Source organism: Frankia torreyi (assembly GCF_000948395.1).
Lineage (GTDB): Bacteria > Actinomycetota > Actinomycetes > Frankiales > Frankiaceae > Frankia > Frankia torreyi.
In genome coordinates this window covers 1-21,658 of the sequence record NZ_JYFN01000064.1, presented here as the reverse complement: position 1 = coordinate 21,658, position 21,658 = coordinate 1, and the positions used below count along the sequence as shown (strand labels likewise).

General features: G+C 71.8%; 17 protein-coding genes and 2 pseudogenes. 7 read left to right on the top strand and 12 right to left on the bottom strand.

Annotation, left to right across the window (positions count from 1 at the left end; genetic code table 11):
* Position 1: 1 nt before the first annotated feature.
* Positions 2 to 1,663, bottom strand: coding sequence for an AMP-binding protein (locus tag FF36_RS26380; protein ID WP_044887888.1), 1,662 nt, complete (start codon positions 1,661 to 1,663; stop codon positions 2 to 4).
* 504 nt (positions 1,664 to 2,167) lie between these two features.
* On the opposite strand from FF36_RS26380, the gene FF36_RS26375 reads away from it, so the two are divergent.
* Positions 2,168 to 2,632, top strand: a complete 465-nt coding sequence (locus FF36_RS26375; protein WP_044887887.1) for a PaaI family thioesterase — start codon at positions 2,168 to 2,170, stop codon at positions 2,630 to 2,632.
* A 104-nt stretch (positions 2,633 to 2,736) separates the two neighbouring features.
* Here the strand turns inward: FF36_RS26375 and FF36_RS26370 are convergent, their stop codons facing one another.
* On the bottom strand, positions 2,737 to 4,131 hold the full coding sequence (locus tag FF36_RS26370; protein WP_044887886.1) for an aldehyde dehydrogenase family protein: 1,395 nt from the start codon (positions 4,129 to 4,131) through the stop codon (positions 2,737 to 2,739).
* The gene (locus FF36_RS26365; RefSeq protein ID WP_082122247.1) at positions 4,131 to 5,246 is read right to left on the bottom strand and encodes an acyl-CoA synthetase family protein; all 1,116 of its coding nucleotides are present in this window, start codon (positions 5,244 to 5,246) and stop codon (positions 4,131 to 4,133) included. Before FF36_RS26365 ends, FF36_RS26370 begins: the two co-directional genes overlap by 1 nt.
* A 574-nt stretch (positions 5,247 to 5,820) precedes the next feature.
* On the opposite strand from FF36_RS26365, the gene FF36_RS26360 reads away from it, so the two are divergent.
* A complete protein-coding gene (locus tag FF36_RS26360; RefSeq protein ID WP_199865506.1) occupies positions 5,821 to 7,971 on the top strand; it encodes a GDSL-type esterase/lipase family protein in 2,151 nt (716 codons plus the stop codon).
* 50 nt (positions 7,972 to 8,021) lie between these two features.
* Here the strand turns inward: FF36_RS26360 and FF36_RS26355 are convergent, their stop codons facing one another.
* The 3 genes and pseudogenes from FF36_RS26355 to FF36_RS39100 form a co-directional block, all read right to left on the bottom strand.
* A complete protein-coding gene (locus tag FF36_RS26355; RefSeq protein WP_370657145.1) occupies positions 8,022 to 8,882 on the bottom strand; it encodes an SAM-dependent methyltransferase in 861 nt (286 codons plus the stop codon).
* A 72-nt stretch (positions 8,883 to 8,954) separates the two neighbouring features.
* Positions 8,955 to 9,639, bottom strand: a pseudogene (locus FF36_RS39105) (oxidoreductase C-terminal domain-containing protein); the annotation flags it as partial.
* 1 nt (position 9,640) lies between these two features.
* Positions 9,641 to 10,172: FAD-dependent oxidoreductase (locus FF36_RS39100; protein WP_242422878.1), on the bottom strand; the 532-nt coding region annotated here is incomplete at its 3' end.
* Between the two features lie 234 nt (positions 10,173 to 10,406).
* On the opposite strand from FF36_RS39100, the gene FF36_RS26345 reads away from it, so the two are divergent.
* The 4 genes from FF36_RS26345 (at position 10,407) to FF36_RS36490 (ending at position 14,647) form a co-directional block, all read left to right on the top strand.
* Positions 10,407 to 11,567: a phosphotransferase family protein gene (locus tag FF36_RS26345; protein ID WP_242418731.1), complete on the top strand. Its 1,161-nt coding sequence runs from the start codon at positions 10,407 to 10,409 to the stop codon at positions 11,565 to 11,567.
* A 146-nt stretch (positions 11,568 to 11,713) separates the two neighbouring features.
* Positions 11,714 to 13,237: a catalase gene (locus tag FF36_RS26340; RefSeq protein ID WP_044887883.1), complete on the top strand. Its 1,524-nt coding sequence runs from the start codon at positions 11,714 to 11,716 to the stop codon at positions 13,235 to 13,237.
* 125 nt (positions 13,238 to 13,362) lie between these two features.
* Positions 13,363 to 13,974, top strand: coding sequence for a cysteine hydrolase family protein (locus FF36_RS26335; protein WP_044887900.1), 612 nt, complete (start codon positions 13,363 to 13,365; stop codon positions 13,972 to 13,974).
* 124 nt (positions 13,975 to 14,098) lie between these two features.
* Positions 14,099 to 14,647 carry a hypothetical protein gene (locus FF36_RS36490; RefSeq protein WP_082122248.1) on the top strand — a complete coding sequence of 183 codons (549 nt, stop codon included), beginning with the start codon at positions 14,099 to 14,101 and terminating at the stop codon, positions 14,645 to 14,647.
* 60 nt (positions 14,648 to 14,707) lie between these two features.
* Here the strand turns inward: FF36_RS36490 and FF36_RS33375 are convergent.
* A partial coding sequence (locus FF36_RS33375) for an AbrB family transcriptional regulator (protein ID WP_277912992.1) occupies positions 14,708 to 15,760 on the bottom strand: 1,053 nt, incomplete at its 3' end.
* Between the two features lie 242 nt (positions 15,761 to 16,002).
* On the opposite strand from FF36_RS33375, the gene FF36_RS26325 reads away from it, so the two are divergent.
* Positions 16,003 to 16,671, top strand: a complete 669-nt coding sequence (locus FF36_RS26325) for a response regulator transcription factor (protein ID WP_044887882.1) — start codon at positions 16,003 to 16,005, stop codon at positions 16,669 to 16,671.
* A 52-nt stretch (positions 16,672 to 16,723) separates the two neighbouring features.
* On the opposite strand, the gene FF36_RS26320 is transcribed toward FF36_RS26325, so the two are convergent.
* From FF36_RS26320 to FF36_RS39090, 5 genes and pseudogenes are all read right to left on the bottom strand, one after another.
* Positions 16,724 to 17,536 carry a COG4705 family protein gene (locus FF36_RS26320; RefSeq protein ID WP_044887881.1) on the bottom strand — a complete coding sequence of 271 codons (813 nt, stop codon included), beginning with the start codon at positions 17,534 to 17,536 and terminating at the stop codon, positions 16,724 to 16,726.
* A gap of 116 nt (positions 17,537 to 17,652) precedes the next feature.
* Positions 17,653 to 18,804 carry an acyl-CoA dehydrogenase family protein gene (locus FF36_RS26315; RefSeq protein ID WP_044887880.1) on the bottom strand — a complete coding sequence of 384 codons (1,152 nt, stop codon included), beginning with the start codon at positions 18,802 to 18,804 and terminating at the stop codon, positions 17,653 to 17,655.
* Positions 18,805 to 18,866: 62 nt separating this feature from the next.
* Entirely contained in the window at positions 18,867 to 20,894 is a 2,028-nt protein-coding gene (locus tag FF36_RS26310) for an acetyl/propionyl/methylcrotonyl-CoA carboxylase subunit alpha (protein WP_044887898.1), read from the bottom strand.
* 8 nt (positions 20,895 to 20,902) lie between these two features.
* A pseudogene (locus FF36_RS39095) lies at positions 20,903 to 21,346 on the bottom strand (carboxyl transferase domain-containing protein); the annotation flags it as partial.
* 1 nt (position 21,347) lies between these two features.
* A partial coding sequence (locus FF36_RS39090) for a carboxyl transferase domain-containing protein (protein WP_277912991.1) occupies positions 21,348 to 21,658 on the bottom strand: 311 nt, incomplete at both ends.

Here is a 21,658-nt window from a genome sequence, read left to right as displayed (position 1 = left end):
ATCACTGGCGGGCGAGGTCACGGGCCTCGGCGCGGCGGAACTTCCCGCTCGAGGTCCGCGGGAGGGCGTCGGGGGCCACCAGGCGCACCGACACCTCGGCCAGTCCGAGCGCGGACCCGACGGCGACCCGCAGGTCGGCGGCCAGCCGAATCCGGTCGGCGGCGTCGTCGAGGGTGGTCTCGGCGATCACGGTCAGCGACTCGGCACCGGCCCCGGAGTCGTCGGTGTCGGCGACGGCGACGCACCGGCGGCGGTACACCCCCGGGGCGTCGCGGACGAGGGCCTCGGCGTCCTCGGGGTAGTAGTTCACCCCGCGAACGATGATCATCTCCTTGCGCCGGCCGCTGACGTGCAGCTCGCCGGCGGCGAGGAAGCCGAGGTCGCCGGTCGGCAGCCACCGCTCGCCCGCCGGGTCGGCTTCGAGCGCCGTCGGCGGGCCGCCGGCGGTGAGGTAGCCGGCGGTGACCGCGTCGCCGGCAATCTCGATCTCCCCGACGGTCCCGTCGGGGACGGCGCGACGGCGGCCGTCGACGATCCGCAGGCGCATCCCCCGCACCGGCCGCCCGACGCCGACCAGCCCGCGGGCCCCGGCGTCGCCGGCGGGCGCCGGCACCGCGACGCCGTCACGGGCCAGCCGGTCGCGGTCGACCCAGGTCGTCACCGGCGGCCGGCCCAGGGGCGGGAAGGTCACGGCGAGGGTCGCCTCGGCCATCCCGTAGACGGGGAACATCGCCTCGGGGGCGAACCCGGCCGGGGCGAAGTGCGCGCCGAAACGTTGCACGGTGACCGGGCTCACCGGCTCCGCGCCGTTGAGCGCCACCCGCCAGCGGCGCAGGTCCAGGCCCGCGACCTCGGCCGGGTCGACCGCCGCCAGCAGGGCGTCGTAGCCGAAGTTCGGCGACGGGGCGACGGTGGCGCCGATCTCGGCGAACGAGCGCAGCCAGGACGCCGGATCCTTGATGAACGTCGACGGCGACCAGATCGTCATCGGCACCGCGGTGAGGATCGCGCTCAGCGCGCCGAACAGGCCCATGTCGTGGTAGAGCGGCAGCCAGGTGGCGCCGTGGTCGCCGACCCCCAGCCCGATGCCGTCGGCGATGGCCGCGGTGCCGTGCACGACGTTGCGGTGGGTCAGCACGACGCCCTTGGGCACGGCGGTGCTGCCCGAGGTGAACTGGACGATCGCCAGGTCGGACGGCGACACGTCCGGCAGCGCCACGCCGTCGCGGGCCGATCGGACGAGCCCGGCGATGCCGTCGAACCGCAGCGCGGGCAGCACCGGCGCGAGCCGGCGGGTCAGGCCGTCGGCCCCCGCCCCGACCAGCACACGCCCGACGCCGGCCGCGCTCGTCACGGCGGCGATTCGGGCGGCGTAGCCGGCGAGGTCGCCCGCCGAGGTCGGCAGCGGCAGCGGGCAGGCGGCGGCGCCGGCCCGGCCGACCGCGATGACCGCGGTCATGAAGTCGGCGTTGTTCCGGCTGAACACCCCGATCCGCTCCCCGGGCGCCACGCCCTCGGCGACCAGGGCGCGGGCGAGCGCGGTCGTACGCGCGGCGAGCGCGGTCAGGGTGAGCCGCTCGGCCGAGGAGGGGAAGCTCACGGCGATGTCGGGCCCGGTCGCGGCCGCCTCGTCGAGGGCGCCGGGCAGCGTCGTGCCTCGCATCAGATGCTCTCCCGTTCTGGGCAGGTGTCCGGTGCGGTGCAGGTGTCAGGTGCGGTGCAGGTGTCAGGTGCGGTGGCCGGACGTGGTCGCACGAAGGCGGGAAACAACAGGCGGCCGGGGAAACTCCCGGTCCGGCCGGACGGCGGCGGAGCCTTTCGACCGGTCTTCCGGACCGCTCGATGTCGCCTCCGCAAGCCTGACAATCCGACGCCGGCGGGTCAACGAAAGAGCCATCTCTCCAATCGATCCATCGCCGGGGACAATAAGCAGGACGAATCGGCCGAAGGTTACCGCGAGAGAAATACGAGGAGGCAGGTTATCGCGGTTCACCGGATATTCCGAACATCAACCCCGCGGAGTCGACGCGAGTTCGGCCGTTGTTTGCCACGTGGCCCGCACGCCGCGGCCGCGACTCGGCGACACGGGTCCATCGATGCGGATAACGTGTCCGGATATTCGACCCCGTCCGGAACAGAACCCCGTCCGAAACAGAGAGGTGCAGCGGTGGAGCACAACGGCATCAGCGCGCAGGCCGAGGTCGCCAAGCGCATCGACGATCTTCGCGTACTGCTGGAACACGGCCTCGCGGAGGGGGTCGGCGTGGGCCACTCACTGGGCGTTCGGGTGCGGACCCTCGAGGTGGGGCGGACGGTCTGGACGCTGCAACCGTCGCCGGCTGCGGCCAACGCGATGTTCACGGTGCACGGCGGCGTCATCGCGACGCTGATGGACACGGCGATGGGCAGCGCCGTGTACACGAGCCTGCCGGCCGACCTGTTTTACACGACGTTGGAGCTGAAGGTGAATTTCGTGCGGTCGGTGAATCTCGACGCGGCGGCGCTGGAATGCGTCGGCCGGACGGTTCACGTGGGGCGCCGGACGGCGACGGCCGAGGCCCAGGTCACGAATTCCGCCGGCAAGCTCGTCGCGCATGGAAGCTGCACCTGCCTGCTGACCGCCGCGGCCTGAGGTCGGCGGGCTGAAGTGGTGGTGGCGCCGCCGGTCGCCAGAGCCGGCGACGCCACCGGAACAGCGACGCGGATCGCGCTGTTCGCGCTGTTCGCGCCGACGGGTCAGGCCGCCGCGGGTCCGACCGCCGTGCGGATCATTCCCTTGGTGCGCATGAGAACCTCGCCGAGATACCCGTCGTGTGGAATTCCCGGGCGCAGCCAGGTGGTGGGATTGTCGCCGAGATAGAGATTGATGATCGACGGTTCGTCGAGCAGTGCGTCGATCAGCTCGGCGCGGGTGGTCATCGCGGTGAGGACGAGCGAGTCGCGCAGCGGGGCGATCCCGTCCGCCGACTGCCACGGCCCGACCCAGACGCAGGGAAAGGGAAGTTCGACGCCGAGCTGCGCCGCGCCGCTCGAGTCGACCAGGTGCACGGCCGGCCGCAGCACCGCACCGCCGGAGGGCAGCTCGTCGACGATGGTGTCGCCGCCGAGCAGCGGCCGGGCGTCCCCGGCGACCTTGTGCAGGTACTGGTCGACCTCGACCACCGACGCGGTCGGCGCCACGGTGAGAGTGGCGTCGGGATGGTCGGCCGGCAGGCTCGGGATCCGCCCCAGCCGCTCGGCGAGCGCGCGGGCCAGCGGTTCCGGGTCACCCTCGACGAGCACCGCGCTCGCGCAGGTGCAGGCCGTCCCGCCGAGGTGGCTGACCGAGTCGGCGATGATGTCGATCTTCTCCCGCCAGTCGACGTCCGCCGTGACGAGGATCTTCGAGCGCCCCGGGCCCTGGGTGAGCACGGTGGGGATGGCGCTGTACTTGTCGACGACGTCCTGGCCGCCGTAGACGATCGCGTAGTCGGCCTCGGCGATGATCACGTCGGCGACGTCGTGGTCGGTGGGCAGCAGGGTCAGGGTCGCGGGCGGGAAGCCGGCCTGGCGCAGGGCCTCCACCAGCCGCAACGCCGTGTACGGCTCGCGGGTGGACGGGCGCACCACCACCTTGTAGCCCAGGGCGAGCGCCTCCGGCCACAGCCCGTGCACCGCCGGGGTGTTGCCGGCCGCGTGCACCGCGAACACCTCGCCGCGCCGTGCCCACACCGCCGAGCCCGCCCTGGTCCGCTCGTCGCGCCAGTCGCCGACGGCGCCCCGCGGCATCGCCAGCTCGACCGTGGTGCGCTGCGAGCGCAGCACGTCGACGATCCAGTCGACCGACTGGCGCACCACCGCGCGCGGCACCCCCGACGCGGTCGAGACCAGCCGCACGTACTCGTCCGGCCCGAGGCCGCCGAGGGGCGCGGTCGCGAACAGCTCGGCAGCGGCGTCCAGGGCGTCGAGACGCTGCGCGCCCGCCAGCACCGGGGCGGCGCGCATCGCCGCGATGGTGCGGCGCACGTAGAGCGACGGCACCTGGCTGATCTCGCCGATCGGGGTGCCGGCCAGCGAGGTCAGCGGCCGGCGGTTGCGGCTGCGGTAGGGCCCGGTGGGCCCGAGCGCGTCGATGTGGAGGAACTCGGCCATCAGTAGACCCCCTCGATGACGGCGTGATCGTCGAACGTGGCGACCGGGCCGACGTCGGCCACCGAGCAGCCCAACCAGCCGGGGGGCGGTTCGACCGCGAGGGCGTGGTCGCGTTCGAGGTTGTTCGGGATCAGGGCGTACTTCGTCAGGTGGTTCATCACCACCTGGCCGCGTTCACCGAGGTTCACGTCGTCGCCGGTGGCGGGATCGACGACCCGGAACGCGATGTACGGGCTCGGCGAGTCGAACAGCGCGAGGCCGTCGAGCCCCTCCCCCGGGCGTTCCCGGGACATCCCGAGGATGGTGGTGCTGCCGTACAGGCCCTTGAGCGGGATGCCGGGGAAGACCTCCGTCTGGAAGATCTCCCGGGAGTCGGCGTCCATGTGGGCGCCGCTCCAGCAGATGAACCGGACGTTCTTGCGGATCAGCGCGACGAGGTCGTCGCGGCGCGCCATCCGTTCGAGCAGCGGGGGCGTGGTGATGAGGATGCCCACCGCCTGGGTGGTCAGGATGTGCGCCGCCTGGTCGATGATGTGCTCGGCGTAGAGGTCCGCCGCGCCGGGCCCGTCACGCTCGATGAGCCGCTTGATCCACCGCGGGTCGAGATCGACGGTGAACCGCACGCCGTCGTGGCGCCGCGCGCGGCGCGCGGCGAACGCACCGAACATGTGCGGGCCGCTGGGGGCGACGGCCAGCACGTTCGCCGGCCCGAGAGCGGCGTAGTGGAACTCGTCCCAGCCGAGCGCGAACTCCATCCAGCGGTCGAACATGACGAACCGCTTCGGCGACCCGGTGGTCCCGCCGCTCTCGTAGACGCCGGCGATCACCCGGTCCTCGCCGGTGAGCCCGCGCGGGATCAGGTCCTCGACGGGCACGTCTCGGAACTCGTCGACGACGTTCGGGAACAGCCGCAGGTCGGCGAAGGTGCGCACGTCCGCGATCGGGTCGAACTCGAGGCTGCGCGCCCGGCGCAGCCAGAACGGGCTGCCCGTCGACGCGGTGAAGTGCCAGCGCATCAGGGCGGCGATGTACTCGTCGGGGTCCACGGCGGGGTACGAGGCGGGGTTCCCGGCGGGGTCTGCGGCCCGGGGAAGATCGAGGACGGGGGAACTCATGCGCTGCCTCCGCGGGCACGTCGGTTACCTCGGCGAGGCCAGCGACCTCGGCGGGCCCATCGTCACCCGCCCCCCGGCCGCCGCAGGCCCGGCCGGCCCCCTCCCGATCGGGCAATAGGAAGTTCCGCGCGCCCGCGCACCGTCCCGGGGTCCGCGAACCGGACCGCCATGGCCGCTGACCTCGGCGCCGGCCACGGCGTCGAGGGTCGCCTCGGCCGGGCGGCGATCGCTTACCGACCGAAACCCTCGGCATTGTGTTTCTTCCCATCGAGCTCCCGGTCACCCTCGCCTGACGATCGCGCGATTGTCGCACCATAACCTGGACCGGAACACCAGTGGGTCACCGGACGGTCACCTCCCGTGCGCCGCATGAGTGAACCACGCCGGACCCGATACTCCTTTCCTTCGCTTGCGTCCGGACTATGCATACCGGTATAGCTGACGACGTCATCAATCGACGGGAACGGATGCCATGATCAGGAGAACCTGTTTCTCGGTACCGGGATTAGCCGCCCTGTGCGTGCTTCTGCTGGTGGCCGGCAGGATTCCGGACCGCGTGGTGCCGGGACCGCCGATGCAGCCACGAGCCGACGCCGCAATCGCGGCCCCCCAGGTCAGCGAGGACGACAGTTCGCTGCAGATCGACCTGGACATGGACGGAGACTACGACACGAGTCTCCTTCAGCAATGGGTGAACCAGATCGACGGGCAGAGCGCACGCCTGAGCGACGCCATCAGGACGGACTTCGACGCGTATCGCCTCGGGGTACCGCTCAACGAGATACCCGACCCGTGGGTGGACTTCGACGGCAGCGTGACCGTCACCGACACCGGTCTCCGTCTGACCATACCGAAGAACGAGGTCAGCACTCAGATCACCTGGTGGCTACGGATGATCGCGCAGGCCGTCGGCATCCTCAGCGCCCTCGCGGTCCGCATTTCCTGCTACGCCTTCTTCAGCGTGGGCGCGGCGCTGGCCGGCCCGGTCTGCGCGGCCCTGGGCGGCTTCACCGGCACGATGATCTATCAGGCATTCGTCATCTTCGTCGACGGCAAGCAGACGGACCCGGGTGAGTGGGCGAAGGCGCTGGCCGCCGCCACGGCGGTGGCGCTCGGCGCGACCGCGTGGGAGAAGGGGCTCAACAAATTCGCCAAGGAACAGATGCGCCCGCTGTACGAGAAGTTCTCCACCTGGGTGGGGAACATGGCAACCACGATGAAGAGCTGGGCCGGCCAGACCGCGCTCAACGCCCTGGATTCGATCAAAAACAACCTCCAGAGATTCGCCGATCTCGTCGGCGCCGCCTTCGAGGACGCCTTCAACGCCATCACCAGACCCACCGACTGGCCGGCGGACTCCGTGAAGGTCATGGTGGTGGGCGACTCGCTGTCCCAGGGTGCCGAGGGCGACTACACCTGGCGTTACCGGTTGTGGCAGTGGTTCGCGGCCAACGACGTCACGGTCGACTTCGTCGGTCCCTACTCCGGCACCAAGCCACCGCAGGCGCCTTCACCGCCCACCCCACCTCCGCTGCTGGGATCCGACTCGGCGGGCACCGCCCAGAATCCACCGCCCCCGGATTCCCCGGAAGGTTCCTCCGGCGGGGATGCCTCGGGGGCATCCGGCCAGTACGCTGCAGGGGTCGGGACATTCGACAGCGACCATTTCGCCGCCTGGGGCCGCCAGATCGCCCAGGACAAGACTCTCATCCGCCAGGAAGTGGCGACCTATCAGCCCGATCTGGTACTGGTCGCGCTCGGTTTCAACGACATGGGCTGGTTCGCCAGCGACGCCGACGGCACCCTCGACAGCATGAAGACGCTGGTCGACGAGGCCCGCGCCGCCAAGCCGGGTATCGACTTCGCACTTGCCGACGTCCCCCAGCGCAGCGACATCGGCCGCCCGGACCTGGTCACCAACACCACCAGGTACGACGGCCTGCTCGCAGACGCGGTCCCCACCTGGTCCACCGCCGCCTCGCGGGTCGAGCTGGTCGACTGGAGCACCACCTACCAGTGCGGCACGGACAGCTGCCCGGCCGGCTACGACGGGCTGCACCCCAACGCCCTCGGCGAATACCAGCTCGCCCACGCCTTCGAGGAAACCCTGCACGACAGCTACGGCCTCGGCGCCAGCGTGCCCGCCGTCCCCGCCCAGGTGCCGACCCGCCCCACCCCCGTCCCCTCGAACGTCACGGCCGAGTCGAGTCCCCTCGGTGTCACCGCCACCTGGGATCCCGTGTTCGGCGCCCTCGGGTACACCATCCGGGTACGCGCCGGCGGCGCCGCGGACTGGAACGAGGTGCAACTCGCGGCGAACCGGTACGACACCACCTGGACGACCGACGGCCAGCAGTGGGAGTACCAGGTCCGCACCTGGAACGGCGATGCCCGCACCTCCGACTGGTCGGCGACCGTCTCCGCGACCGCCCACCCACAGACCGCGCCACCACCGAGCGACATCGCCACCCACGGCACCCCGACCGGCGTCGATGTCACGTGGACCGCTCCGACGGGTCCCTACACCGACACGATCGATCGCTACGGCCTGCTCGTGTTCGACGACGACACCGCCGGCGCGTACGTCATGACCTTCGGCGTGCGAGGCACCTCGGCCCACGTCGACGACCTGACGCCCGGCCACCATTACGAAATCGCCATGAACACCTGGAACGCCGCCGGCGGCGGCATACCGTCCGGCGGCCCGTCGGTTCTCGTCGGCTGATCACACCCTCGGACGCGGAGGGGGCCGGCCCTGGCAGTGGCGCGCCGGCCTCAGGGCTTGCGAGCCAGACCGCCGTAGCCGCTGACCTCGGCGTCGGCCACTCCTCCGAGGGTCGGGTCATCCGGGCGCCAGCGCTGGGCGGCCACCACGCCCGGCTCGACGAGCTCCAGCCCGGCGAAGAACCGCTCCACCGCCGGCCGGGCGCGCATGGTCATCGACACGCCGCGCGCCCGGTAGGTCGCGGCCAGCTCCTCGGCGCCGGGGTCGAAGTCGGCGGTGGCGTGCGACAGGGCGAGGTAGCTGCCGGCGGGCAGCGCGTCGAGCAGCCGGGCGGCGATCCCGTACGGGTCGGCCTCGTCGGGGATGAAGTGGAAGACCGCGATCAGCGACAGCCCCACCGGGCGGGTCAGGTCGAGGGTGTCCCGCAGCTCGGTGGAGGCGAGAATCGCCTCCGGCTCCCGCAGGTCCGCGTCGATGTAGGCGGTCCGGCCCTGCGGCGTGCTGGCGAGCAGGGCGCGGGCGTGCGCGAGCACGATCGGATCGTTGTCGGCATACACGATCCGCGCGTCGGCGGCGATGCCCTGGGCGATCTCGTGCAGGTTCGGGGACGTGGGGATGCCGGTGCCGATGTCGAGGAACTGCGTGATCCCTCGCTGCGCCGCGAGGAAGCGGGTCACCCGCCGCAGGAAGGCCCGGTTCTCCCGGGCACCGGTCCGGGCCGTCGGGAAACCGATCAGCGCCTGCTCGGCGGCGGCGCGGTCCGCCGGGAAGTTGTCCTTCCCGCCCAGGAAGTAGTCGTAGATGCGGGCCGAGTGCGGCTGATCGGTCTTCAGATCGATCGGCGCCCGGTCGATCTCGACCACGCTGTTCCACCACTGCCCGGAATCGTCACGATCCTGCACCTCACCCACGCCAGCCCCGTGCCTCTCGTCCGCCGTATCCCTGAACAAACAGTCGCTCTGCGCATTATCCCGACGAAATGGTCAGGCGGTGACGGCGAGGTCCTTGAGGGCGACGGCGAGGTCGGTGAACCGCGCGGCGTCCACGACCGCGTCGGCGGCGATCAGCCGGCGGGCGGCGACGGCGTCCATCGGGCGGTTGACGGTCGCGATCGCGGACAGGCGGCCGTCGGGGGCGAACCAGCCGACGGACCAGCCGGGCGCCCGCTTGGCCTCCGGCGCCGCGACGGCGCCGGGATCCCCCCGCCACACCAGCGTGTCCCCCGCCCCCGCCAGCCCGACGACCTGCACCATCCGGCCGAACTGCTCCGACCAGAAGTAGGGCACCGGGTCGTAGACCGCCTCGCCCCCGAGCAGCGTGGTGGCGGCGACCGCGGGGCTGCCCTGCGCGCAGTCCCAGTGCTCCACCCGCAGCCGCCGGTCGTAGCGCCGCGACCACCACGCCGCGCAGTCCCCGACCACTACCACGGGCGGACCATCCGACCCCGCGTCCCAGGAGGCGGCGAGATGCTCGTCGGCGACGACCCCACGGTCGAGGACGAGACCGGACTCGGCGAGCCACGCGGTGTCCGGACGCACGCCCACCCCGACGACGACCTCGTCGGCCGGCAGCACCGCACCGTCGCCGAGCACCAGCTCCTGGGGGCCGATCTCGCGCACCGACACCCCGAGGCGCAGGTCCACGCCCGCCTCGGCGTACCAGGCGACCNTCTGCCCGCCGACCTCGCCGCCGAGCGCCACCTGCAACGGCGACGCGGCCGCCTCGATCACCGTCACCTCGGCGCCGATCTTCGCCGCGATCGTCGCGACCTCCGCGCCGATCCACCCCGCACCCACCACGACCAGCCGGACGCCGGGCTTGAGCGCGTCGCGCAGCGCCCGGGCGTCGTCGATGGTGCGCAGCACCCGCTGCGGCCCGTCGCCCGGCAGGGTCACCGGCGCGGCCCCGGTAGCGAGCACCAGCCCGTCGTAGGCGACCGGGCCGGCGTCCGTCTCCACGACCCCGGGCCGCAGCCCGGTGGCCCGCCGGCCGAGCTGGACCTCCACGCCGCCGAGGTCGAGCGGCAGGGTGGTCTCCTCGGTCCGGCCCGACAGCACGCCCTTGGACAGCGGCGGCCGGTCGTAGGGCGGGTGCTCCTCCGCGCCCAGCAGCACGATGCTCCCGGTGAACCCCTGCGCGCGCAGCTCCACCGCCGCCCGCCCGCCGGCGAGCCCCGCCCCCACGATGACGATCCTGTCCATGCAGCCAGAGCCCTCCACGGCCGGGGCGGGCCAGCGCCCACCGACCCGGCCTCCCGGGGCCGGACGCCCAGAACTCTAGTGGCACCCGGTGCCAGAGAAAAGGTTGATCCCCGCCGAGCCGAGCGTTCCACGTGAACAGGCGCGTCGCGGGCAAGGCTGACACAATCTGCCACCGGCGCCAGTGCCCGCACAGGGCGGGCGTCGTCGCCGAGTGTGAACGACGGGAGTCGCCGCGTGTCGAACAGCCCGAGCCTGCCCTCCGCCCAGCCCTGGCGGCCCGACGTCACGGAGCTGGCCAGCTACGGCCCGTACGCCCGGCCGGCGCCGATGCCGATGCGCTGGGACGAGGTCACGGCGCCCTGGTTAGGCGCGATGCTGGCCAACCGCTACCCGGGCATCGAGGTGACCGACCTGCGAACGGTGGAGCTGCGCAGCACGCACACCACGAAGGGGCGGGTCGCCGTCACCTACAACGAGGTCGGCCGGCGGGCGGGCCTGCCCGAGCACCTGTGCCTCAAGGCGAACTTCACCGGCCGCGCGAACCCCATGGACATCTGCCAGGTGGAGGCGCGCTTCTACCACGAGCTGGTCGAGGGCACCCGGATCCCGGCGCCGCGGTTCTACTACGCCGACTGGGATCCCGACGGCAGCGGCCAGGGGCTGGCGGTCCTCGAGGACCTCATCGAGCTCGGCGGCGAGTTCGGCAACAGCTACCAGCACATCGGCGTCGACGCGGTCGGCCGGGCGCTCGACGACATGGCCGTCCTGCACGGCAGCTACTGGGCGAGCCCCCGGCTCGACGCGGCGAGCTGGCTGCCCACCTCGATGGACACGCGCGGTGACTGCGACCAGGCCCGCATCATGTGGTGGCTGGTCGAGGAGAACCTCGGCCGCGACGTCTACATCGAACGGCTGCCGGCCTGGATGGTCGCCGACCCGCAGCGCTTCCTGCGCGCCTACGACCTGCTCAACGAGTACGCCCGCGAGCAGACCGGGCCGCGCACGATCGTGCACGGCGACGCCTACCTCGGCAACACCTACCTGCGCCCGGACGGCCACCGCATCTGGCTGGACTGGCAGATGGTCCGCAAGGGGCACGCCTGGCGCGACGTCAGCTACTTCATGGTCGGCGCGCTCACCGTGGAGGAGCGCCGCGCCCACGAGCGCGAGCTGCTGGTCCGCTACCGGGAGGCGCTGCTGGCCACGGGCGCGCGTGACGTGCCGACCGCGGACGCGATCTGGGAGCAGTACCGGCGGTGGGCCATGTACGGGTTGCAGGCCTGGATGGGTACCAAGGACCACTGGGGGCAGGACAACCACACGATGATCGGACGCTTCTCCGTCGCGACCGCCGACCTCGACACCCTGGCCCTGCTCGAAGCCCAGGCCGGCTGAGGGGACCGCCGCCCACGGCCACGGCGGGCCGATCATCGAGACGGCGTGGTCGTTCTGGTTTGTCGCGCCCGCGGCCGGGTAGCCGGGCCGTGTGCCGTAGCTGCAGATCGGATGGTGTCCCTGCACGGTAAGGCGAGGAGGACGTTGTGACCACCTACGAGACCCGTCCGACGACGACCGACGCCGGAGTGCCCGTCGCCAGCGACGAACACTCGTTGACCGTCGGGCCGGACGGCCCACTGCTACTGCAAGACCACTATCTGCTGGAGCAGATGGCGAACTTCAACCGGGAACGCATCCCGGAGCGCCAGCCGCACGCCAAGGGCGGCGGCGCGTTCGGCACCTTCGAGGTGACCCGCGACGTCAGCGCCTTCACCCGGGCGGCGGTGTTCCAGCCGGGCGCCCAGACGGACGTGCTCATCCGGTTCTCCACCGTGGCCGGCGAGCGGGGCTCCCCCGACACCTGGCGCGACCCCCGCGGCTTCGCGGTGAAGTTCTACACCAGCGCGGGCAACCTCGACATCGTCGGCAACAACACGCCGGTGTTCTTCATCCGGGACCCGCTGAAGTTCCAGCACTTCATCCGGTCGCAGAAGCGACGCGCCGACAACAACCTGCGCGACCACGACATGCAGTGGGATTTCTGGACGCTGTCGCCGGAATCCGCCCACCAGGTCACCTGGCTGATGGGCGACCGCGGTATCCCGCGCACGTGGCGGCACATGAACGGCTACTCCAGCCACACCTACATGTGGATCAACGCGGCCGGCGAGCAGTTCTGGGTGAAGTACCACTTCAAGACCGACCAGGGCATCGAGTTCTTCACCCAGGACGAGGCCGACCAGATGGCGGCGATCGACACCGACTACCACCAGCGTGACCTGTACGAGCACATCCGGGACGGGGAGTTCCCGAGCTGGACGCTGAAGATGCAGATCATGCCGTTCGAGGACGCGAAGACCTACCACTTCAACCCGTTCGACCTGACCAAGGTGTGGCCGCACGGCGACTACCCGCTGCACGAGGTCGGCCGCCTCACCCTCAACCGCAACGTCAGCGACTACCACACCGAGATCGAGCAGGCCGCCTTCGAGCCCAACAACCTCGTCGCCGGCACCGGCCTGTCCCCCGACAAGATGCTGCTGGCCCGCGGGTTCAGCTACGCCGATGCCCACCGTGCCCGGCTCGGGGTGAACTACAAGCAGATCCCGGTGAACTCGCCGAAGGTCCCCGTCCACAGCTACTCCAAGGACGGCGCGATGCGGGTGCAGAACGTCAGCGACCCGGTGTACGCGCCCAATTCGTACGGCGGCCCGGCGGCCCAGCCGGAGCTGACCGACGACGGCGGCCGCTGGCACGCCGACGGCGAGATGGTGCGCACCGCCTACACCCTGCGGCCCGATGACGACGACTGGGGCCAGGCCGCCACCATGGTCCGCGAGGTCCTCGACGACGCCGCCCGCCAGCGACTGGTCGACAACATCGTCGGCCACCTGCTCAACGGTGTCAGCGAGCCGGTCCTCGAGCGTGCCTTCGAGTACTGGCGCAACGTCGACAAGGAGCTCGGCGGCCGGATCGAGGCGGGCGTGCGGGCCAAGCAGCACCAGACCGATCCGAAGGCCGCGCACCAGGCCAACCCCGCCCGGTCGGACGCGCAGGCCAAGGCCTGAGCCAGGCGCGTCCGCCCCGCAGGTCCGTGGTTCCGCAGGTCCGTGGTTCCGGGGTTCGTTGCTCGACGCCGACGCCGAGCAACGAACCACGACCGGGGCGGGCGGTGCCGGGTAGCGTGCGGACCATGCCTCTCGACGTGACACCGCACCTGAACCCGGCCACCACCGCCATCGTGAACATGGAATGCCAGGAGAACCTCCTCGGCGACCGACCGTTACTGCCCGGCCTCGCCGAGTCCGCCCGGCGTACCGGCCTGCTCGACAACCTGTCCGCGCTGTTCGACGCGGGCCGCAAGGTGGGCGTGCGGATCTACTACTGCACCGACGAACGGCGCCCCGACGGCTTCGGCTTCGCGCACAACACGTTCGTGAACCTGCGGGCGTCGTCGGCCGCCGGCACCACCGGGGGCCAGGGCCCGGTGATGCCCCAGATCGCGCCGCGCCCGGAGGATGTCGTGTTCCGCCGGGAGCAGGGCCTCACCGGTTTCTTCGCCACCGGCCTCGACCAGTACCTGCGCAACACGAAGGTCACCACCCTGATCGTCACCGGCGTCTCGTTGAACATCGCGGTCCTGGGGACCGCGATCGAGGCGATGAACCTCGGCTACACCGTCGTCGTCCCGCCGGACTGCATCGCGGGCGACCCGTACGAGTACGCCGAACATGTCGTGCGCTACACCATGCGCAACATCGCCTTCGTGGTGCCCTCCCCCACCATCACCGCCGCCTGGCGCTGACCACCCGGCTCCGGGAGTCTGCCGCGCCGGTTAGCCCGGGCCCGACCGGAGACACCTACCGCAGGACCGAGCCGTGGCGGTGAGTCCGAGCCGTGGCGGTGAGTCCGAGCGAGGGAGGCGTGGCATGAGTGACGTCAGAACCGAGACCATCACCGGCGGTCGGGTGGTCGGGACGCAGGCCGGCCCGAGTCCGATCGGCATCTACCTGAACGACCACCTCGCCGGCGCCACCGCCGGGCTGCGGCTCGCTCGCCGTACGTCGACGGCCCACCGCGGAACACCCTTCGGCGACACGCTGGCACGGATTGCCTCGGAGATCGCCGAGGACCGCGACGCGCTGCTCGAGTTCATGCGCGCCCTCGGCGTTCCCGAGCGGAAGTACAAGATCGCCGCCGGCTGGATCGCCGAGGCGGCGGGCCGACTGAAGTCCAACGGTCGGGTCGTGCGCCGCTCCGCGCTGAGCACGGTGGTCGAGCTCGAGACGCTGCGAATCGGGATCGCGGGCAAGGCGGCCGCCTGGCGCACGCTGAGTGCCGTCGCCGACCGCTACGACCGGCTCGACCAGGACCGACTCGACGTGCTGCTCGAGCGGGCCCGCAGGCAGGCCGACGCGCTCGACGACCTGCGGATCGCCACCGCCCGGGCCGTGTTCGGGGACGGGGACGGGGACTGACGCGGGGGCCACGGTGACCGGCGTCGTCCGGCGGACGAGCCAGCGGACCAGCGGCGGGGNCAGCAGCACCACGAGGACGAGACGGAAGCTCTGGACGGTGGAGACCACACCGACGTTGATGTGGGCCACGGTGGCGGTGGCAAGCACCGCGTTGATGCCGCCCGGGGTCGTCGCCAGGTAGGACTCCAGGAACGGGATGCCGATCATCCTGGCCAGCACCCAGGCCAGGCCCGCGGAGCCCAGGCAGACCAGGGCGATGCAGCCGCACAGCGACGGCAGCACCCGGCGGATCTCGCGCACCGAGTCGCGACTGAAGCGCAGGCCGACGTCAAGCCCGACAAGGATGAACACCAGGTCACGCAGCGGGCCCGCGGGAGCGAACCCCGGCCCGACGGCGATCGAACCCACCACCATCCCCAGCAGCATCGGGCCCAGCAGCGCCGGCGCCGGCAGCGCGAGGCGGCGCCCCGCGCGGGCCCCCAGCAGGCAGACCCCGGCGAGGAACGCCAGGCCGAGCAGTTGGCTGGAGCCGTCGACGAGGTGCGCGAAGGCCGGGAAGGATCCCGGGTGCGGGCGTCCCACCGTCCCGTGGGACACGGCGACGACGGCGGGGGCCGTCAGCGCGACGAGGCCCACCCGCAGGTACTGGCTCAGGGCCACCAGCCGGCTGTCCGCCCGCAACTCCTCGGCGCAGGCCACGATCGCGGCCGAGCCGCCCGGCATCATGCCGAGCGCCGCGTCGGTGAAGCTGCCTCGGCTGGTACGGCTGAACAGCAGGGCCGCCAGCAGGCAGAGCGCGATGGTCGCCAGCGTGACCACCGTCAGGGGAAGCGCCGTGCCCAGGACCGATCGCAGCTGCGAGATGTTCAGATAACTTCCCATCAGGACGCCGAGGACGGCCTGGGATCCGCGGAGGGCCGGGGCCGGGAGATTCCGCCGGACCATCCCGCCGAGGGCGAGAGCGGCCCCCACCAGCAACGGGACGACGAGCTGCGGCGCGGGCACCCCGACGATTTCCCCGATCTCGCCGAGGAGATAACAGGCCATTACGAGCAGAATCCAGGCGCCAGCGCTGTTCGCGCGACACCGGAACGAAGGCAGAGTTCCTTGCACCCGGCCCAGGCTACGGCGACCGGATGTGAAACCTGTGAATGCAGAAAAGGTAGTTACCCAGGCAGACCATTCCAGCCCGCCACGATGGAGCCAGAACGTATGGCCCGAAGGTCGGAAAAAGCGGACTCCAGTCCTGGTCCGAGCCTGCGTCGTCGCCCTCACACGCTCTTCACACCCCCGGCGTGATGTTCTGCAGGCGGTTCCATCCGTCGAGCTCGCGTCGAAGGAGAGGTGCGGGAGCGGTGCCCGGAGCGATAGCGGTGGTCGAGGACGATCCGGCGCTGCGGCGCGTCCTCGTCCGCGGACTCGAGGCGGCGGACTTCCAGGTCGTCTGGGCGGTCCGCGACGGTGCCTCCGCCCTCGGCCAGGTCGCCGCCATCGCGGCCAGGCCCGACGCCCTCGTGCTGGATCTGGGCCTGCCGGACATGGACGGGATGGACGTCGTCAGTGCTCTGCGCGACCGCGGCGTCGAGGCACCCGTGCTGGTGCTGACGGCACGCGATGCGCTGCCCGACCGGCTGCGCTGCTTCGCCCGCGGGGCCGACGACTACCTGACCAAGCCGTTCGCGTTCGCCGAGCTCGCCGCCCGGCTGGACGTGCTGGTCCGGCGCCGCCGACCGGATGCGGGCGGCAACGCGATCGCCCTGGATCCGCTGCGTTTCCGCCTGGGCAGCGGCGGGACGGCCGTTCCCCTGAGCCCGACCGAATACCGCCTGCTGGCGACCCTGCTGGTGCGCCGCGGGGAGGTCGTCCGCCGGGAGACGCTGGTCTGTTCCGCCTGGCCGGCCGGCGCGATCGTGCGGGAGAACACCCTGGACTCCTATGTGACGAGGCTGCGGCGCGCCCTGCGGAGGGCGGCGGTCGACGCCCGGCTCGACACCGTCCGCGGGATCGGATACCGGCTGCACTGACCCGTCCGCCGTCCGCCGTTCGCCACCCCGACCGCCGCCCGCCGCCCGCGTCTCAGGCCTGCGTCGTCCTCCCCGGCAGGCCCTCGGGGGCGATCTCGTCCCGGCGCCGGACCGTGAGGTAGGCGACGAGCCCGACGATCGCGACCAGGAAGATCACCGTGGTCCCGACCGTGCCCAGACCGAGCCCGCCCTCGTCCCGCGGCTGGGACAGCAGGTCACCGGCGGAGGCTCCGAGCGGCCGGGTCAGCACGTAGGCGATCCAGAAGGTGACCACGGCGTTCACGGCGAGGGCGAACCGAGCGGCCGCCACGGCGGCGATGGCCGCGGCGAACACGAGCACGGATACTCCGTAGCCCAGGTTCAGCTTCTCCGCGACCAGGTCACCCGCGGCCGTGCCCAGAGCGAAGGTGAACAGGATCGCCAGCCAGTAGAAACCCTCCCGCCGCGTGGTGTAGATGGTATGGATCGACAACGTCCGCTCGACCGCGAACCACGCCGCGAACGTCGCGGCCAGCGCGACGGCGAAGACGGCGGTGGTAACTGCCAGCGGCACGCCCGCGTTGTCGGTCAGGTTGTCGGTGATGAGCGTGCCGACCACGCTGATCAGGACGACCGCGAGCCAGTAGACCCAGGGAATGTAACGCTCCAGCCGAAACTGGAAGAACAGCGCGACGACCAGCAGGGCGCCCATCACGTAGGTCGTGGCGGTCAGGCCCAGGCCGAGATTCGAGTTGAGAAAGTCCGCCGCGGTCTCACCGATCGTGGTGCAGAGGACCTTGATGATCCAGAAGAAGATCGTGACCTGTGGGACCTTGTTCAACGTCGTCCGGCCCCATGGTCCCGCCCGGCCAGTCACAGCAGTCATGCCGCGAGGCTCGCAGTCCGGACCTGACGATAACCTGACTGCGTCTCCCAGGAACCTGACTGCGTCTTGCGGGAACCTGACTGCGTCTCCCGGGAACCTGACTGCGTCTTGCGGGCCTACAGGCCGAGGTCGCGGGCGATGAGCATCTTCTGCACCTCGCTGGTGCCCTCCCCGATCTCGAGGATCTTGGAGTCCCGCCAGTGCCGGGCCACCGGGTACTCGTTCATGAACCCGTAGCCGCCGAAGATCTGGGTCGCCTCCCGCGCGTTGGTGACGGCCGCCTCCGAGGAGAACAGCTTCGCCATCGCGGCCTGCTTCTTGAACGGCTGGCCGGCAAGCATCCGGGAGGCCGCGTCGTAGTAGGCCGCCCGCGCGACGTACGTCCGGGTCTCCATCTCCGCGATCTTGAAGGCGATGGCCTGGTTGCGCCCGATCGGCGCGCCGAACGCCTCCCGCTGTCTGGCGTAGCGCACGCTCTCGTCGACGCAGGCCTGGGCGAGCCCCACCGACAGCGCCGAGATGGCGATCCGCCCCTCGTCGAGGATGCTCAGGAAGTTCGCGTACCCGCGGCCCCGCTCGCCGAGCAGGTTCTCCGCCGGCACCCGCACGTCGTCGAACGTCAACGGATGAGTGTCGGAGGCGTGCCAGCCGACCTTCGAGTAGGCCGGCTGCGCGGTGAAACCCGCGGTCGGCACCGGCACCAGGATCGCCGAGATCTCCTTGCGCCCGGCGGCGGTCTGCCCGGTCACCGCGGTCACCGTCACCAGCCGGGTGATGTCCGTGCCCGAGTTGGTGATGAACGCCTTCGACCCGTTGATGACCCACTCGTCACCGTCGAGGCTGGCGGTCGTGCGGGTGCCGCCCGCGTCGCTGCCGGCGCCGGGTTCGGTGAGCCCGAACGCGCCCAGCGCCCGTCCCGACGTCAGCAGCGGCAGCCACCGCTCCTTCTGCGCGTCGGAACCGAACCGGTACACCGGCATCGCGCCCAGCCCGACGCCGGCCTCCAGGGTGATCGCCACCGACGAGTCCGCCCGCGCCAGCTCCTCGATCGCCAGGCACAGGGTGAAGTAGTCCGCCCCCTGCCCGCCGACGGCCTGCGGGAACGGCAGGCCGAACAGTCCCATCTCCGCCATCTGCGCGACGACCTCGTACGGGAAGGTCTTCGCCTCGTCGTGCGCCGCCGCCGCCGGCGCCACGACCTCGCGGGCGAACTGTTCGACGAGCTTGCGCAGCGACTCCTGATCCTCGCTCAACCGGGTGTCGGGCATGATGTCCTCCTTCAGGATTCGGCTGCGGGATCCGCTGGGGAATTCGGCTTCGGGACTGGGCTTCAGCTTCCGGCCGGAGCCGGGTCGACGACGGCGAGCACCGCGTCGAGGGTGACCTGCTCGCCGATGCCGACGAGGACGTCCTTGACCCGGCCTGCGACCGGGGCACCGACGGTGTGCTCCATCTTCATCGCCTCCACGACGACCAGCGGCGCGCCGGCGGCCACCTCGTCGCCGGCGGCGGCGTGCACCGCGATGACGGTGCCGGGCATGGGGCTGCGGGCCTCGCCGCCGTCCTCGACGGCGGCCGCGGCCGAGCGGCGGCGGTGTTCGGACACGGGCCACGCGGCGCCGTCGGCGCCCAGCCAGAGCGTGGCACCGTCGGCGACGGCCCGCCACCGGCGGGTACGGCCGGCCAGCGTCACCACCAGCTCGCCGCCGGCCGCCAGCCGGCTGCCCGGCCCATCCGCGCCCGCCCCGACCCACTCCACGGCGGCCGGGATCGGCTCGCCGCCGTCGACGGCGACCAGCGCGTCCCCGGGGGTGCCGCGCACGCCGACCTCGACCGGTTCGGCGAGGCCCGCGGCCGTGATCGTCCAGTGCAGCGACGAGTGCTCGCCGGGCCGCCATCCGCTGGGGACGTCCCAGGGGTCGACGAAGGGCGTGTCCGGCGTCAGCTCCAGCAGGCGGGCCAGCGCGTACACGGCCGGGAGGTCGGCCGCGCCCGGGGCGGCGGCGACGAGCGCGTCGAGGTCCCGTTCGATCAGGCCGGTGTCGAGCCGGCCGGCGCGGGTGTCCGGATGGTCGAGCAGGGCCCGCAGGAAGCCGACGTTGGTGGTCACGCCGAGCACGCAGGTGCGGGCCAGCGCCCGGTCGAGCCGGTCCAGCGCGGTGTCCCGGTCCGGCCCGAAAGCGATGATCTTGGCGAGCATCGGGTCGTAGGTGGACCCGACGGTGGCGCCGAGGCGCAGCCCCGAGTCGACCCGGACGGCGGGCCCCGACGGCTCGTCCAGCCGCAGGACCCGCCCGCCGGTCGGCAGGAAGCCCCGCGCGGCGTCCTCGGCGTACACCCGGGCCTCCACCGCGTGGCCGGTCAGCCGGATGTCGGCCTGGGTGTAGCCGAGCGGTTCCCCGGCCGCGACGCGGAGCTGTTCGGCGACGAGGTCGATCCCGGTCACCAGCTCGGTGACCGGATGTTCGACCTGCAGGCGGGTGTTCATCTCCAGGAAGAAGAACTCCTCCGGGTTCGCCGCGGCGACGAGGAACTCGACCGTGCCGGCCCCGACGTAGCCGACCGAGGCGGCCGTGGCGACGGCCGCCGCCCCGATCCGCTCCCGCGTCTGCGGGGACAGCAGGACCGACGGCGCCTCCTCGACGACCTTCTGGTGGCGCCGCTGCAGGCTGCACTCCCGCTCGCCGAGGTGGACGGTCGTGCCGTGCGCGTCCGCCAGGACCTGCACCTCGATGTGGCGGGGACGGTCCACGAACCGCTCGACGAACAGGGTGTCGTCGCCGAACGCGGCGGCGGCCTCGCGGCGGGCACCGGCGATCTCCGCCCGCAGCCGGGCGGCGTCCGTGGCGACCCGCATGCCCTTGCCCCCGCCGCCCGCGGACGGCTTGAGCAGGACCGGGTAGCCGATCTGCGCGGCGGCGTCGACCAGGTCGGCATCCGTCATCGCCGGGTCGTCCCGGCCGGGCACCACGGGCACCCCCGCCGCGGCGACCGCGCGCCGGGCGGTGATCTTGTCACCCATCACCTCGACGGCGCGGACCGGCGGCCCGACGAACACGACACCCGCCTCGGCGCACGCCGCCGCGAACGCCGCGTTCTCCGACAGGAACCCGTAGCCGGGATGGACGGCCTGGGCCCCGGTGGCGACCGCGGCCGCGACCACCGCGGCGATGTTCAGGTAGGACTCGCGGGCGGGCGCCGGCCCGATCCGCACGGCGACGTCGGCCTCCCGCACGTGGCGCGCGCCCGCGTCGGCGTCGGAGTAGACCGCCACCGACTCGATGCCGAGTGCGCGCAGGGTCCGGATCACCCGGACGGCGATCTCCCCGCGGTTGGCCACCAGCACTGTCGAGAACATGCTCGCCCTCACATCCGGAAGATGCCGTAGCCGGGCGGGTCCATCGGCGCGTTGGCCGCGACCGACAGCGCGAGCCCGAGCACCGTGCGGGTGTCCCGCGGATCGATCACCCCGTCGTCCCACAGCCGGGCGGTCGAGTAGTACGGGCTGCCCTGCGCTTCGTAGCGCTCGCGGATCGGGGCGCGGAAGTCCTCCTCCGCCTCGGCCGGCCAGTCCTGCCCGCGGGCGGCGTACTGCTCGCGGCGGACGGTGGCGAGCACCGCCGCGGCCTGCTCCCCACCCATCACCGAGATCCGCGCGTTCGGCCACATCCACAGAAACCGCGGCGAATACGCCCGCCCACACATCGAGTAGTTCCCCGCACCGAAACTACCCCCGATCACCACCGTGAACTTCGGCACCCGCGCACACGCCACCGCCGTCACCATCTTCGCCCCGTGCTTCGCAATACCNCCCGCCTCGTACTCCCGCCCCACCATGAACCCCGAGATGTTCTGCAGGAACACCAACGGAATCCCCCGCTGATCACACAACTCGATGAAATGCGCCCCCTTGAGCGCCGACTCGCCGAACAACACCCCGTTGTTCGCCACGATCCCCACCGGATGACCATGCAACCGCGCCGTCCCGGTCACCAACGTCGACCCGTACTCCCGCTTGAACTCCGCGAACCGACTCCCGTCCACCACCCGCGCGATCACCTCCCGCACGTCATACGGCGTCCGCGAATCCGTCGGCACCGCCGCGTACAGGCCGGCCGGGTC